This is a genomic window from Telluria sp. RB2R28 (genome assembly GCF_059685835.1).
In genome coordinates this window covers 614,538-628,605 of the sequence record NZ_JCASIK010000001.1, presented here as the reverse complement: position 1 = coordinate 628,605, position 14,068 = coordinate 614,538, and the positions used below count along the sequence as shown (strand labels likewise).

The following is a 14,068-nucleotide window of genomic DNA, read 5'->3' as shown; positions in this document are numbered from 1 at the left end:
TTGGGGGTTAGGGGTGGGTGGCCTGGGCGCGGGTGCGCCAGTCGTTGGGGACGATGAAGCCGCGGTCGGCTTCTTCCAGCGCGTCGTCTTGTATGCGGACTCTTGCGATCAGCGCTGGGGTGTTTGATGCGGCGAAGCGGTCGGTCAGTTCGGTTTCCAGTTGTGCGCGGGTCATTGTCCAAGTCGGTGCAGCAGTGCGCAGTGGCGCCAGCCATTCGAGTTTTGGCAGGATCACGTAGGTGTCGTCGGGCAGATTGTCCAGCTCGCTCAGTGCGCACCAGAAGCCGCGGCAATGGCCTTGCGTGATGCCTTGCATTGCCGGCCAGTGACCAGCGGGATAAAACAGCCAGCCCTTGACCAGCGCGCCGGCTTTGTTGACGGGACGTGGTAGTTGCGCTTGCGCGGCCGGGTGCTGGCCGAGTGCAAGCTGGCGCTCGAAGATCTTGCGCATCTTCAGGCCCAGCGTATCGGCCAGGTTGGGGCCGACCAATGTGTCGAGACCCCCTGCGCCGCCTTCGCCCTGCAGATAGAACTTGGTCGCGAACTCGATGTGCTCCAGCGCATCCGGGCCATTGTCGAGCAGGAAGTCGAATTCGCCGACCGTGTCGTTGCGGTTGGCGCGGATTTGCAGGCCGTGCGCGACCAGCCGCCCCTGCTGCGCGAAGTAGAACGCCATCAGCTTTTCGGCGTACAGCCCCAGTCGGGTGTAGGGTTTCTCGCCGAGCGCGGCGCTCAGCGCCGATGGGTCGGCGTCCAACTGCGCAAGCCAGGTGGCGACCTCGTCCGTGACGGGCCCCAGCGTCGCCACGCGTCCGGCCCATGCCGGTGCGGCGCCATCGAGCAGATCAGGCGAGTCGAGCAGCCAGGCCAGCGCGCGCACCGGTGGCAGCGTCAGGTGCCGCCAGCGCGCGTGGAACGCGGCCTGGTAACTAGTTACGGGGTTCAAGCGAACGCGCCCGGCACAGGTCGGCCCAGGCGAGCGCCTTGTCGGCGCCGCGTAGCAGCAATTCGCCCGGATGCAGCGTGGCGACCAGTGGCACCTCGTTCAACGCATGCACCTGACCGCGCACGCCGGCCAGCGGCTCGGTCAGCGCGCGGCCCAGCAGGCCGTTGGCGGCGACCTGCCCCATCGTCAGCACGGTCGTTGCCCCCGTCAGCGCCAGCTCGCGCTCCAGGAATGGCCGGCACGCCGTGATTTCCTCAGGCGTCGGGGCGCGCTCGCCGCCCCTGGCGTTGACCGGGCGGCACTTCACCAGCGGCGTGACATACGCATCGCGCTCGCGCGACAGGCCGACGGCGTGCAGCATATTGCCCAGCAGTTTGCCCGCATCGCCCGTCAGCGGCTGACCGGCCTGCTCGTCGAGCGCGCTCGGCGTACCGGCGGCGATCAGCCAGCGCGCCTGGCGCGGTCCGTCGCCATACACGGGCTTGCGCCCTTCCCCACAGGCGCAGTCCTTGCAGCCGGCAATCGCCTGGCGCAAGCCCGCCCAGTCGAGCGTCGACACGTCGGGCGCGGCCGGCGCGGCGTCACTGCCGTCGTCCCACGCAGCGTCAGTGGCGACAGGCGGCGGATTGCGATACGGCGGCGCCGACAGCGGCGTCATCCCGCGCGCGACGGGCGCAGGATCAGGCACCGGCACCGGTGTAGAAGCAGGTGCAGCAACAGCAGGAGCAACAGAAGCAGAAGCCGGCACCACCGCCGGCGCAGCATCGACCGCAGCACCAGCATCGCTGTCAACGACGTCGTCACCAGCAGCATCCGTCGACGGTGCAGCCGCCGCCCGCAACTGCCACAACGGCCCGATCCCCATCTCGTTCAGGAACAGCGCATCGCGCCCGCTCACGGTCTTCATAAATCCAGCCTCATCACGATGGCATCTTCACGGCCCGCGGCGCCGGCCGGATAGTAGCCCTTGCGGCGCCCGATATGGACGTAGCCATGGCGCCGGTACACGTCCAGCGCGCGCTCGTTCGACGGCCGCACCTCGAGCAGGATCGACGTCATTCCCTGGCTGCGCGCGCGCGCCGCCAGCACGGCCAGCAAGCGCCGCCCCAGTCCCTGGCGCTGGCGATTCGCCGCCACCGCGACGTCGAGCAGGTGCGCTTCGTCCAGCGCGTACATCAACAGGTAGTAGCCGGCCAGCTGGCCCGCATCATCGCGCACGGTCCAGCAATCGTAGCCGCTGTTGAGCGAGTCGATGAAGTTCCCGCGACTCCAGGGAAACGGAAACACGCTCGCCTCCAGCGCGCACACCTCGCCCACGTCGGCCGCCGTCATCGGCGCCAGTTGCAGGCCAAGATCTTGCAGGTCGCTCATGCGGCGGCCTTGGCGGCATTGATCACCAGGCGCTCGGCCGTGGTGAACGCGATCTTGTTGCGCAGGTAAATCGGCTGCGCCTGCGCCGCCGGCACGCCCTGCCCGGCCGCCAGTGCGTCAACGGCAAGGGGCGCCATCTCACGCGCATGTGGCACGATGTCCGCCATGGCGCCGACCGCAAATGCCTGCCCGACAAAGGCATCTGCGTACGCCTCGAAGCCGTTGCCACACGCCTGCAGACCAGCCACCGCCAGCGGCGCCACGGCCTGCGGCGCGCTCAGCGTGGGCGCCACCACCTCACGCCATGCGCCATCGAAGCGATACTGCGCCCAATAGACTTCGCCCATGCGCGCGTCGAGCACCGCCAGCACCTCGGTCGCGCCGCAGCGCGCCCGGCAGCTTTCAGCCATCGCGGCCAGCGTGACCATCGGCAGCACGGGCAGATTGGCGCCATACGCCAGCCCCTGCGCGACGCCGCACGCCGTACGCACACCGGTAAACGACCCGGGACCGGCCCCGAAGGCAATCGCGTCGCAGTCTGCCAGCGCAATGCCGGCTTCGCGCAGCAGTTCCTGCACCATCGGCAGGATCGATTGCGAGTGACTGCGCACGCCGGCCGTAGCGCGGGCAATAACGGCGTCGTTGACCAGGAGCGCGCAAGACGCCAGCTCGGCCGAGGTTTCAATGGCAAGAATGGTAGGCATCCCGTATTTTAACCGCTTGGCCGGGCGCCATCCATGCCGCTCGGCCTTCCCCGCCACATTGCGGCGCAACACGGAGTAAAATGCGCTCCATGCATAGCCTGACCCTCGATTCCTCGACCCTCGACGCCGCCGTCGCCGCCGTCAATGACGACGCCTGGACGGTCGCCTGCCTGTGCGCCGCCTGGTGCGGCACCTGCGCGAGCTACCGCGCCACGTTCGAGAACCTGGCCGCGCGCCACCCGGACAAGCACTTCATCTGGATCGACATCGAAGACCAGGCCGCCCTGGTCGGCGACCTCGATGTCGACAACTTCCCGACGCTGCTGCTGCAGCGCGGCGACACCGTGGCGTTCTTCGGCACGATGGTGCCCGATGGCGGCGTGGCCGACCGCCTGATCCAGGCCCAGGCCGATATCACGCCGGCCGAACTGGCGCGCCTGGCGCAATCGAGCGATGAACGCCGCGAATGGCAGCGCGACTGCAATCTGCGGCTGCTGCTGGGCAGCGCAGACTAACCCTGCCCGCCCCAGCGCGCCAGAATCTCATCCGCCGCCACCGGCTTCCCATACAAATACCCCTGCGCCAGATTGCAGCCATGGCGCAGCAGGAACGCCGCCTGGTCCTCACGTTCGACACCTTCAGCAATCACCGACAGGTTCATGCTCTTGCCAAGCTGGATGATGGCAACCGCGATCGCCTCGTCGTCCGGTCCGTGCGAGATATCCTTGATGAAGCTGCGGTCGATCTTGAGCGTCTGCACCGGCAACTGCTTCAGGTACGCCAGCGATGAATAGCCGGTGCCGAAATCGTCGATCGCCAGCCCCACGCCGATCGCATGCAGGTCCTTCACGTACTGCAGCGCGTCGCCCGTGTTCATGATGATCGACTCGGTTACTTCCAGCTGCAGGCGGTGCGGCGCGAGACCGGTCGATTCCAGCACCCCGGTCACGATTGCCGCCATGCCGCCACGCTCGAACTGGCGTACCGACAGGTTCACGGCGATCTTCGGCATGATCAAACCCTGCGCTTTCCACGCCATCATCTGGCGGCACGCTTCCTGCAGCACCCACTGGCCAAGCTGGCCGATAAAACCGGTGTCTTCTGCCAGCGGAATGAACTGGCACGGGCCGATCTGACCCAGCTCGGCACTGTGCCAGCGCACCAGCGCTTCTACGCCGGTCAGGCGGCCGGTGTCCATCTCGACCTGAGGCTGATACGCCAGATAAATCTCGTGCTTGTCGATCGCGCGGCGCAGCAGGCCTTCCATGCGCAGGCGCTCGACGCCGTCGCCGCTCATCGACGCCGCATAGAACTGGTAGCCGTTGCGCCCGCGCGCCTTGGCCTGGTACATCGCCACGTCGGCATTCCGGATCAGCATGTGCATGTCCTGCGCGTCTTGCGGATACAGGCTGATACCGACGCTGCCGGTGACGAACAGCTCGTAGCCGGACACCATGAACGGCTGCTCGAACATCGCAATCAGCTTGGCCGCCACACGGGTCGCGCCGGCGACGCCGCCAATATCCTCGAGCAACACGATGAATTCGTCGCCGCCCAGGCGCGCCAGCGTGTCGCCTTCGCGCAGGCAGCGGGCCAGCGCGAAGGCCGCCTGCTTGAGCAGTTCGTCGCCGACGTGGTGCCCCAGCGTGTCGTTGACGTTCTTGAAGCGATCGAGGTCGATGAACAGCACCGCGAGCTGCTGGCCGTCGCGCTGCGCGCGCGTCATCGCGTGGCGCAGGCGATCGTGGTACAGCAGGCGGTTGGGCAACGCGGTCAGGGGATCGTGGTGCGCAAGGTGATCGAGCTGGTTCTGCGATTCGCGCGCGCGCGTGATGTCGCTGAAGACCGACACATAATGCGTGATCGCGCCAGCGTCGCCCCGCACTGCGGTGACGGTCAGTGACTCAAGATATGCGTCGCCATCCCGGCGCGTGTCCCAGATCTCGCCGCGCCAGAAACCCGTTTCGTCCAGTTCGCGCCACAGCTTGTGATAGAAGGCGTCATCCTGGAGCCGCCCACGCATCATGCTCGATTCGCGCCCCACCGCCTCTTCTTCGCTGTAGCCGGTGATGCAGGTGAAGGCCGGGTTGACGGCGACGATCCGGCCCGACACGTCCAGCACCATCACGCCATCGGCGATGTGCTCGAGCACCGTGGCCGACAGGCGCAGCTTTTCTTCGGCCAGCTTGCGCTCGGTGATGTCGGCGAACACCCAGATGCTGCCTTCGTCCGGGTACGCCGGGTCGAGCGCCGAACCGCTCACCAGGCACCAGAACAGGCTGCCGTCGCGATGGCGCAGCTGGTGCTCCTCGCCCAGGTCCATGCGCCGCGCCAGCAGCGGGTATTGCGTCATGGCGGTCTGCTCGTAATCCTCCCGCGTGGGGTACAGAATCTCGGTCGACTGGCCGACCATCTGGCCCTCGTCATAGCCGAACAGCGTTTCGCCCCGCCGGTTGCTCGAGACGATGCGGCGCTGGCGCACGAACAGCACGCCGAACATCACGTTGTCGAGGATCGCGCCCTGCTCGGTGAGCAGCGCTTCGATGCGCATCTCGTTGTGCTTGCGCTCGCTGATATCCGAGATGATGCCATCGATCCGCACTGCGCCGTCCAGCGCGGCCACGCCCGATAATCCCTGCGGCTGGCCGCTTTCCTGCACCCAGCGCTCCACGCCGTGGGCATCGATGATCCGGTATTCCAGCTGATACGCATCGCCAACACGCGCGGCGTGGCGCACCGTGTGGCTGTACCTGCGCCGGTCTTCCGGATGCACGATATCGCTCCAGTCGTCGGTCGTGGCGCGCATCAGATGCTCTGCCGAGTGGCCGGTGATGTCTTCGATCGCATCACTCACGAATTCGATGGCCCCGCCGGCGCGCACGCGAAACACGGCGCCGGGGACCTGATTCACGATGCTGCGAAATTGCTCTTCACGCCGCGCGATATCGGCGAACAGATCGCGAATGGCCAGGCGCATGTGCTCCATCTGCCGGCCCAGGCGCCCCAGCTCGTCGGCCGCCGACAAGGCCAGCGGCGTATCGAAGTCGGCGCGCGCCAGCCGGTCGGAAAAACCCATCAGGCGGCGCAGCGGCGAGAGCAGCCGGCGCCGCAGCAGCAGCGCGATCAGCAGCAGCGAAACGGCAACCTGCCCCACGACCACCAGCGCGTAGTTGCGCTGCTTGCGGCGCAGCTCCTGCTGGCTGCGGTAGTCGTCCATCTCGAGACGCACGGTGCCGATCGTCTCGCCACGCACCACGACCGGCCGTTCGGCGCTGAACACACGGCCAAGGGGACGCGTGGGCGAGCGCACCCGCAGCACGACCTCGCCCTCCGGACCATGCAGCTCGACCATGACGACGGCCGGATCGCGCAGCATCGCATCGAGCAGCGGCCGCGCCGTGTCGGGATCCAGGTTCCAGAGCGGCTCCTGCACGCCGAGTGCGAGGATCTCTGCATTGCGCTGCAGGGAGTCGTCGAGCGCCGCCGCAACCGCAGCGCGCTCCTGCACCCCGATCAGAAGATAACTGCCCACGGCCGCCGGCCCCGCCAGCCCGACGAACACCACCAGCAACAAGGCGCGGTACAGCGAGCGGCCATACAGGCTGCCCAGGCGCGACAGGATAGTGGGAGTGGCGGATGACGATGTGGACATGGCGTTGGCGCCGCTGGCGCTGGTTTTACTGATTTGGTGTAAAAAACGCGATTATGCGCCGTCGCTTGCTAAGCGTCACTAGCTAACGGCGCATAACCAACCGTCGGCAACGCGCGACCAGACTTGCTATGATGGATTGTCATGAACGCGTTTCCAATCGAGGAGAATCTGATGAGTCATTCCCTGTACGCCGCTTCGGTGCCGGTGTTTCGCCAATTGCTCGACGCCCTGGCCGGCGTGCTCGAAAAAGCCGAGGCCCATGCGCTGGAGCGGCGCATCGAACCGGATGCCCTGCTACAGGCCCGGCTGTTTCCCGACATGTTCCCGCTGGCGCGCCAGATCCAGCTCGCCACGGATTTCGCCAAGGGCGCCGGGGCGCGCCTGGCCGGCATCGAATCGCCGCGCTATGAAGACGGCGAGCGCACCTTCACCGAACTGCAGCAGCGCATCACGCGTACCGTCGGCTTCCTGGACAGCCTGGAACAAGCCGACATCGACGCCGGCGCAACCCGTCCGATTACCCATGGCAGCGGCGAACGCGCACGCCACTTCGACACCGGCGCGGTCTACCTGACCCACTTCGCGATGCCGCAGTTCTGCTTCCACGTGACGACCGCGTACGCGATCCTGCGCCACAACGGTGTGCCGATCGGCAAGCGCGACTTTATTGGCAGCTATTGATAAGGCAATAAACCAGGTAACGGGCCACGGTCACTTGTTCCGGCGCGGGTAACCCTGCGCCAGGATGCGCTGCCAGACGAGCTCTTTGGCGTCGGCGCTCATCGACACCCAGTGGGCGACCTCGGCCACAGTGCGGCCGCAGCCGCGGCAGACTTCGTCGAAGGTGGTCGAGCATACCGCCACGCACGGCGTGTCCGGCCGGCCGGCCGGGGTTCCGGGTGTTACCGGTGTTACTGATGCAGGGCTGGCCCCGCCCGCTTCACGCTGGTCCGACATGGAGCTTGTCCCAACCGTCGTGTCCAAGCTGTTCCATCGTCTCGATATTCTTTTCGAAGATGTCTTCCGCCTGCGGGAAGGCTTCCACGGCGCGCTCGATGCTCTCTTCGCGCAGCAAGTGCAGGATCGGGTATGGCGCGCGGTTCGTGTAATTCGAGATATCGTTGATGTCGGTGTCGGCAAACTGATATAAGGGATGGAAGCTGGCGACCTGCAGCTCGCCATCCAGCTGCATGTCCTCGAGCGCGGCATCGGCCACGTCCAAAAACTCGTTGTAATCCTCGAAATCGCCCAGCACGAACGGGTGAATGATCAGCGTGGTGTCGATCCTGGCGGCATCGGTGTCGGACAGGTGCTGCAGCTCGTCCATTAACGTTTCAAGCAATTGCTCGGGCGTGGTCGCGGTGGCAACGACATAGCGCACCTGCTCCTTGACGTACACGGCCTTGGCAAACGGGCACAGATTCAGGCCGATTACCGCGCGTTCGAGCCAGTTGCGGGTCGCGCCGATGATGGCGTCATCGTCGGCGTTGAGGTTGGGAGTGCTCATAGAAGACTTTCAATAGCAATGCAGACTGCAAAAGCCGGATTGTACGCACTCTTTGCGTGTGCTCATAGATCGACCCCGCCCCGGGGGTAAGGTTGGCCCGATGCGGTCGTATGCGCAGTGGATAACGCCGCCAAATCTTGGTGCTGCTGACCAAAAATACCAGCGGTTCATTAATTTCGATGATCCTGATGGCATCTTCTGTTTTCATGATGTCAACGTACGCGATTCTAGAGGGCATTTTTATTGTAACGAAGGCGTCATACATCTTGACGCGCTCGACAATCCCTACGTACTATGCCTCCTTGTCCTCGGTCCGTTCGTTCCTGAACGCAACACTGGAAAGCTATGCACAACACGAAACGTCCTACCTTCGCACTGGCTGCATTGGCCCTCCTGGCCGCGTCACCCCTCAGTTTCGCGATGGATGCAGCCGCGCTGCCAACCATCCAGTCTGCCGCAATCGGCAGCCGCACCACTGCAGCACCGTCGCAAGTCCAGACCAAACTCGATGAATACCGCGAAACCGACGTCTGGGGCCGCATCCGCAGCGGCTACGCGATTCCCGACCTGAACAACGCGCTCGTCACCCGTCATACCCAGGCCTACGCCAATCATCCCGCCACGCTGTCCCGCATTTCCGGCCGCGCTTCCCCGTACCTGTACCACGTGGTGTCCGAGCTCGAAAAGCGCGGCATGCCGACCGAACTGGCGCTGCTGCCGGTGATCGAATCGGCCTTCAATCCGCAAGCCATGTCGAGCGCCAACGCCGCCGGCCTGTGGCAGTTCGTGCCGGGCACAGGCAAGGATTTCGACCTCAAGCAGAACATGTTCAAGGACGAGCGCCGCGGCGTCGTGACCTCCACCGATGCGGCGCTGACCTATCTGCAGCGCCTGTACACGATGTTCGGCGACTGGCCACTGGCCCTGGCTGCGTATAACTGGGGCGAAGGCAATGTGCAGCGCGCCATCAAGAAAAACCAGGCCGAAGGCAAGCCAACCGATTTCGAAAGCCTGGCCGACCTGATGCCGGCGGAAACGCGCAACTACGTGCCCAAACTGCAGGCGGTCAAGAACGTGATCGCCAATCCGGGCATGTATGGCGTCATGCTGCCAGCCATCGACAACCAGCCCTACTTCACCACGGTCGACAAGACCAGTGACATCGACCTGGCGGTTGCAGCCCAGCTGGCCGAAATGTCGCTCGACGAATTCAAGGCGCTCAATCCGCAGTTCAAGAAGCCGGTCATCATCGGCGGCGCCCAGACCCAGATCCTGCTGCCAAAAGAAAACGCCGAGAAATTCCACCTGAACCTCGCGCAGTGGGGACAGGCGTTGTCGACCTGGACCACGCACAAGATCACCGGTGCGCGCGTGAGCATCGCCTCGCTGGCGTCGAAATTCGGCACCACACCAGAGGTCATCCGCCAGGCCAATAACATCCCGGCGCAGTCGCTCCTGAAAGTGGGTTCGACGATCCTGGTGCCCAAAATCTCGACCTCGAGCCACAGCGACATCGCCGAGAACATCATCGACAATGCCGTTGTCGCGTTCGAAGCCGATCGTGGCATCGTCAAGCGCACTGCTGCGCGCTTCAAGACCAAGGCTGGCGCCAGCAAGAACACCAAGCGCATCGCCCGCAACACGTCGTCCAAGCGCAAACAGCGCTGATTGCGTGCCGGCGCCCTTGTCCGGAGGGCGCCGGCTGCCATCGACAGTCCCCGCAGTTATACGATTTTCAAAGGGTCCGTGCACGAAGGCCGAAAAACCTGTATAGTTCGGTTTGTGCACTGCGACATCGCGCCCTGCTCTGAAAACATTCAGGTCAGGCAGCAGCAAGGCAGTCATCCAAGCAGCACCGCAAACCCCAGGCAGCTCATTAGAGCGCCTTTCTAAAGCCCTCCCGCCCTGTGTGTCGCTTTCAGACACCGTCCCGGCGCAAAGCTTTTGTGCCGAAATTTCTTTCATTCTGAGTCATTTCGTTTGTTGGTTCGCGTTGCATTTTTTCGTTCGCGCCATCCGTGCGAGCGTATTTGATTTATTCCGAAAGTACAGATCACATGAGTTTTGAAGCCCTAGGCCTCCACGCGTCCCTCGTCCAGGCTGTTGCCGATACCGGTTACACCACCCCTACGCCAGTCCAGGCGCAAGCCATTCCTGCCGCGATCGCCGGCCGCGACCTGCTGGTCTCGTCGCAAACCGGTTCGGGCAAGACCGCCGCCTTCATGCTGCCAGCACTGAACAAGCTGGCCAACGCTGAAGAAACGCCAGCCGGCAAGACCGCTGCGCAAGAAGCGCAGGCTGCCCGCGCCAAAGGCGAGCGCGTCCGTTTCAAGGCCGCCCAGCCAAAAATGCTGGTGCTGACCCCGACCCGCGAACTGGCCCTGCAAGTCTCGGCTGCGACCGAACAGTACACGGCCCACATGCGCCGCCTGCGCTGCGTCTCGATCCTGGGCGGCATGCCGTATCCGAAGCAGATGCAACTGCTGGCCAAGAATCCTGAAATCCTGGTTGCTACCCCAGGCCGCCTGATCGACCACATGGAATCGGGCAAGATCGACTTCTCGCAGCTCGAAATCCTTGTGCTCGACGAAGCTGACCGCATGCTGGACATGGGCTTCATCGACGACATCGAGAAAATCGTTGCCGCGACCCCGTCGGCCCGTCAAACCATGCTGTTCTCGGCCACGCTGGATGGCGTCGTCGGCAACATGGCGCGCCGCATCACGACCGATCCGATGACGATCCAGATCGCCAGCGCGACCAATCGCCACGAGAACATCTCGCAGCGCGTCCACTTCGTCGACGACCTGTCGCACAAGAATCGCCTGCTGGACCACCTGCTGCGCGACGAATCGATGGACCAGGCCGTGGTCTTCACCGCCACCAAGCGTGACGCGGACACGATCGCTGACCGCCTGAACATCGCCGGTTTCGCTGCTGCCGCACTGCATGGCGACATGCACCAGGGCGCGCGTAACCGCACGCTGGACAGCATGCGTCGCGGCAGCATCAAGGTGCTGGTCGCAACCGACGTCGCTGCGCGCGGCATCGACGTGCCAAGCATCACGCACGTCGTCAACTACGACCTGCCGAAGTTCCCGGAAGACTACGTCCACCGCATCGGCCGTACCGGTCGCGCTGGCCGTAACGGTGTCGCCGTCTCACTGGTGAACCACGCCGAAAGCATGAACGTGCGCCGCATCGAGCGTTTCACCCGCCAGCCGATCCCGGTCGCTGTCGTGGAAGGTTTCGAGCCAAAGCGCGCTGCAGCACCAGCCCGCGCCGGCTGGAAGCCAGGCGACGGCCGCAGCCCGTCGGCCAAGCCGGCATCGCGCGGTTTTTCGAAGCCATCCGGCGCGCGTGAAGGCTATGCCGACCGCGCACCGAGCGGCGCCCGTGGCGCCCCGTCGGAAAGCCGTTACGCTGACCGTGGCCCGCGTGAGGCCGGCCCTGCGCGCGCACCAGGCGCCGCACCACGTGCGCCAAGCGCGCCACGTGACGGCAACCGTTTCAGCGCCCCGCGTGACGGCCAGCCGGCCCGTCGCGAAGGCGGCTACAAGGGTGCCCACCCACGTTCGGCGGACGGCGTGCGTCGTTCGTTCGGTGAGTAATCACCCTGCGTGAATCAAGAAACGGCTGCTTCGGCAGCCGTTTTTTTATGGGCGCTGTCCACGTGTTCAATCTCGCTTCGTGACATGCAATGGCCGGTTGAACGCGTGGGCGGGAAACCCGCCCACCCTACCCGGCAGCGGGTTTTCATGTGCGCCACTTCCATTTCAGGCACCCTGCCTGGCACGTCCACGCCACATGGTGGATAATCCAAGACGATCAACGATTACCGGACATCCCATGAGCACCAGCGACCAACCCATCAAACTCACTTCGTTCTCGCACGGCGGCGGCTGCGGCTGCAAGATCGCGCCCGGCGTGCTGGCCGAGATCCTGAAGTCGTCGCACGGCTTCCCCGTGCCCAAGGAGCTGATGGTTGGCATCGAGACGGCCGATGACGCCGCGGTCTACAAGCTCAATGATGAACAGGCCCTGATCGCCACCACCGACTTCTTCATGCCGATCGTCGACGACCCGTTCGACTTCGGCCGCATCGCCGCCACCAATGCCATCTCGGACGTGTATGCGATGGGCGGCACGCCGATCATGGCGCTGGCGCTGGTCGGCATGCCGATCAACAAGCTGCCGCTCGACACGATCGGGCAAATCCTGCGCGGCGGCGAGTCGATCTGCGCCGAAGCGGGCATTCCGATTGCCGGCGGCCACACGATCGACTCGGTCGAGCCGATCTATGGCCTGGTCGTGCTGGGCCTCGTGCATCCGTCGAAAGTCAAACGCAATGCCGATGCCCGCGATGGCGACGTGCTCATCCTCGGCAAGCCGCTGGGCGTGGGTGTACTGTCGGCCGCGCTCAAGAAAGACAAGCTGGGCGCCGACGGCTATGCGGCGATGATCGCCAACACGACTAAACTGAACAAGCCCGGGCGCCTGCTGGCCGACATGCCGGGCGTGCACGCGCTGACCGACGTCACCGGCTTTGGCCTCCTGGGTCACCTGCTGGAACTGTCGCGTGGCGCAAAGCTGCATGCCATGCTCGACATGCCGAACATTCCGCTGCTGCCGGGCGTGCTGCAACTGGCGCAGGATGGCTACTTCACGGGTGCTTCCGGGCGCAACTGGGAAGCGTATGGCAAGGACGTGCAGCTCGACGCGGCGATCCTGCCCGAGCAGCGCGCGCTGCTGACCGATCCGCAGACCTCGGGCGGGCTGCTGGTAGCCTGCGACCCGGCAGCCGCCGACGAGGTGCTGGCGCTGTTCGCGCGTGAAGGCTTTGCCGACGCGGCGATCATCGGCCGCATGACTGCCGGCGAGCCGGGTATCAGCGTCAAGCCGTAACCGCTGGAGTCAAACGAACAGCTTGTCGCGCGCCAGCGTACTGATCGCCACTGTCGCCGGATGACTCATCCGGCGCTCGGTGGTGATCGCATACACCTGCTCCACCACCCCATCGATCTGGCCCAGCGCCACCACCTGGTATTGCTGGCTCACCTGCGCCGCAATCACCGTCGGCACGAAGAACACCCCCGCCCCTGACTGGCCAAACGCATTCATCATCGCGCTGTCGTCGAATTCGCCGACGATGTGCGGATGCACCTCGGCCTGCTCCAGCCAGCGCAACAGGCGCTGGTGGATCGCGAAATCCTCGCCCGGCAACAGCATCGGCGCATTGTGCAGGCAGGCCGGAAACGGCTGGTCGAACGTGGCCGCCAGCGCCTGCGTGCACAGCGCCGTCATCGGACTCTGGCCCAGCAGGTGGTTATAGGCGCGCACGCTGAAATGCCCGGGGATCGGCCGGTCGGCAATGACCAGGTCGAGCCGGTGCACGGCGAGGTCGCCGATCAGGCTGTCAAGGCGCCCTTCGCGGCAGATCAGCCGCACCGGCTCCTTGAGCTTCAATGCCGGCTCCACCAGCTGGCAGGCAATGAGCTTCGACACCGAATCGGCGCAGCCAATCCGAAAAGACATCGTCGCAAAGCTTTTGTCGCGCACCAGTTCGAGCAATTCGTCGCCGGTGCTGAAGATCGTCTCGGCGTAGCTGACGATGCGGCGGCCGGTGTCGGTCAGCTCGAGGCTGCGGCCGGACTTGCGAAACAGCGCCACACCCAATACATCGGCGAATTCGGACAGTTGTCCGGAAATCGAATGGGGCGTCAGGTTCAGTTGCGAGGCGGCCTTGGCGATGCTGCCGGTCTTGGCCACCATCCAGAAGTAACGCAGGTGCTTGTAGTTCAGCGCGGACATGGTCTCTCCAATAACATGGACTGTTCAATACATCGTTAAATTCGATGTTATATGAAATTATATTCGATTTGTACGAT

General features: G+C 64.7%; 13 protein-coding genes. 5 read left to right on the top strand and 8 right to left on the bottom strand.

The genetic code is table 11. The features are described 5' to 3' along the window. Window positions 1-7: 7 nt before the first annotated feature. The 4 genes from AC56LV_RS02810 to tsaB are packed head-to-tail and all read right to left on the bottom strand — an operon-like array spanning window position 8 to window position 3,021. Complete coding sequence (locus AC56LV_RS02810) at window positions 8-946, bottom strand: DUF1853 family protein (RefSeq protein ID WP_499555872.1); 939 nt, start codon at window positions 944-946, stop codon at window positions 8-10. Beyond that, complete coding sequence (locus tag AC56LV_RS02805) at window positions 930-1,853, bottom strand: uracil-DNA glycosylase (protein ID WP_499555870.1); 924 nt, start codon at window positions 1,851-1,853, stop codon at window positions 930-932. Before AC56LV_RS02805 ends, AC56LV_RS02810 begins: the two co-directional genes overlap by 17 nt. Further along, window positions 1,850-2,317 (bottom strand): ribosomal protein S18-alanine N-acetyltransferase, encoded by a 468-nt coding sequence (gene rimI / locus AC56LV_RS02800; protein WP_499501774.1) that lies wholly within the window; start codon window positions 2,315-2,317, stop codon window positions 1,850-1,852. Before rimI ends, AC56LV_RS02805 begins: the two co-directional genes overlap by 4 nt. Continuing rightward, entirely contained in the window at window positions 2,314-3,021 is a 708-nt protein-coding gene (gene tsaB, locus AC56LV_RS02795) for a tRNA (adenosine(37)-N6)-threonylcarbamoyltransferase complex dimerization subunit type 1 TsaB (RefSeq protein WP_499555868.1), read from the bottom strand. The genes rimI and tsaB overlap by 4 nt, the downstream gene beginning before the upstream one ends. Window positions 3,022-3,110: 89 nt before the next feature. Here tsaB and AC56LV_RS02790 point away from each other — a divergent pair, with 89 nt between their 5' ends. After that, window positions 3,111-3,536 (top strand): thioredoxin family protein, encoded by a 426-nt coding sequence (locus AC56LV_RS02790; RefSeq protein ID WP_499556771.1) that lies wholly within the window; start codon window positions 3,111-3,113, stop codon window positions 3,534-3,536. On the opposite strand, the gene AC56LV_RS02785 is transcribed toward AC56LV_RS02790, so the two are convergent. Beyond that, the gene (locus AC56LV_RS02785; protein ID WP_499555866.1) at window positions 3,533-6,673 is read right to left on the bottom strand and encodes a sensor domain-containing protein; all 3,141 of its coding nucleotides are present in this window, start codon (window positions 6,671-6,673) and stop codon (window positions 3,533-3,535) included. The genes AC56LV_RS02790 and AC56LV_RS02785 overlap by 4 nt on opposite strands. Before the next feature lie 171 nt (window positions 6,674-6,844). Between AC56LV_RS02785 and AC56LV_RS02780 the strand changes: the two genes are divergently transcribed. Further along, the gene (locus AC56LV_RS02780) at window positions 6,845-7,354 is read left to right on the top strand and encodes a DUF1993 domain-containing protein (RefSeq protein WP_183551053.1); all 510 of its coding nucleotides are present in this window, start codon (window positions 6,845-6,847) and stop codon (window positions 7,352-7,354) included. A 30-nt stretch (window positions 7,355-7,384) separates the two neighbouring features. Here the strand turns inward: AC56LV_RS02780 and AC56LV_RS02775 are convergent, their stop codons facing one another. Both AC56LV_RS02775 and AC56LV_RS02770 read right to left on the bottom strand, forming a co-directional pair. Beyond that, window positions 7,385-7,630 (bottom strand): DUF1289 domain-containing protein, encoded by a 246-nt coding sequence (locus tag AC56LV_RS02775; protein ID WP_499453094.1) that lies wholly within the window; start codon window positions 7,628-7,630, stop codon window positions 7,385-7,387. Further along, a complete protein-coding gene (locus AC56LV_RS02770) occupies window positions 7,614-8,180 on the bottom strand; it encodes a DUF1415 domain-containing protein (protein WP_499555864.1) in 567 nt (188 codons plus the stop codon). Before AC56LV_RS02770 ends, AC56LV_RS02775 begins: the two co-directional genes overlap by 17 nt. Before the next feature lie 345 nt (window positions 8,181-8,525). Between AC56LV_RS02770 and AC56LV_RS02765 the strand changes: the two genes are divergently transcribed. The 3 genes from AC56LV_RS02765 (at window position 8,526) to selD (ending at window position 13,085) form a co-directional block, all read left to right on the top strand. Beyond that, on the top strand, window positions 8,526-9,848 hold the full coding sequence (locus AC56LV_RS02765) for a transglycosylase SLT domain-containing protein (protein ID WP_499555862.1): 1,323 nt from the start codon (window positions 8,526-8,528) through the stop codon (window positions 9,846-9,848). Window positions 9,849-10,237: 389 nt separating this feature from the next. After that, window positions 10,238-11,791 (top strand): DEAD/DEAH box helicase, encoded by a 1,554-nt coding sequence (locus AC56LV_RS02760; protein WP_499555860.1) that lies wholly within the window; start codon window positions 10,238-10,240, stop codon window positions 11,789-11,791. Between the two features lie 238 nt (window positions 11,792-12,029). After that, a complete protein-coding gene (selD, locus tag AC56LV_RS02755) occupies window positions 12,030-13,085 on the top strand; it encodes a selenide, water dikinase SelD (protein ID WP_499555858.1) in 1,056 nt (351 codons plus the stop codon). 9 nt (window positions 13,086-13,094) lie between these two features. Here the strand turns inward: selD and nhaR are convergent, their stop codons facing one another. Then, window positions 13,095-13,991, bottom strand: a complete 897-nt coding sequence (nhaR, locus tag AC56LV_RS02750; protein WP_499454185.1) for a transcriptional activator NhaR — start codon at window positions 13,989-13,991, stop codon at window positions 13,095-13,097. Between the last annotated feature and the right edge of the window lie 77 nt (window positions 13,992-14,068).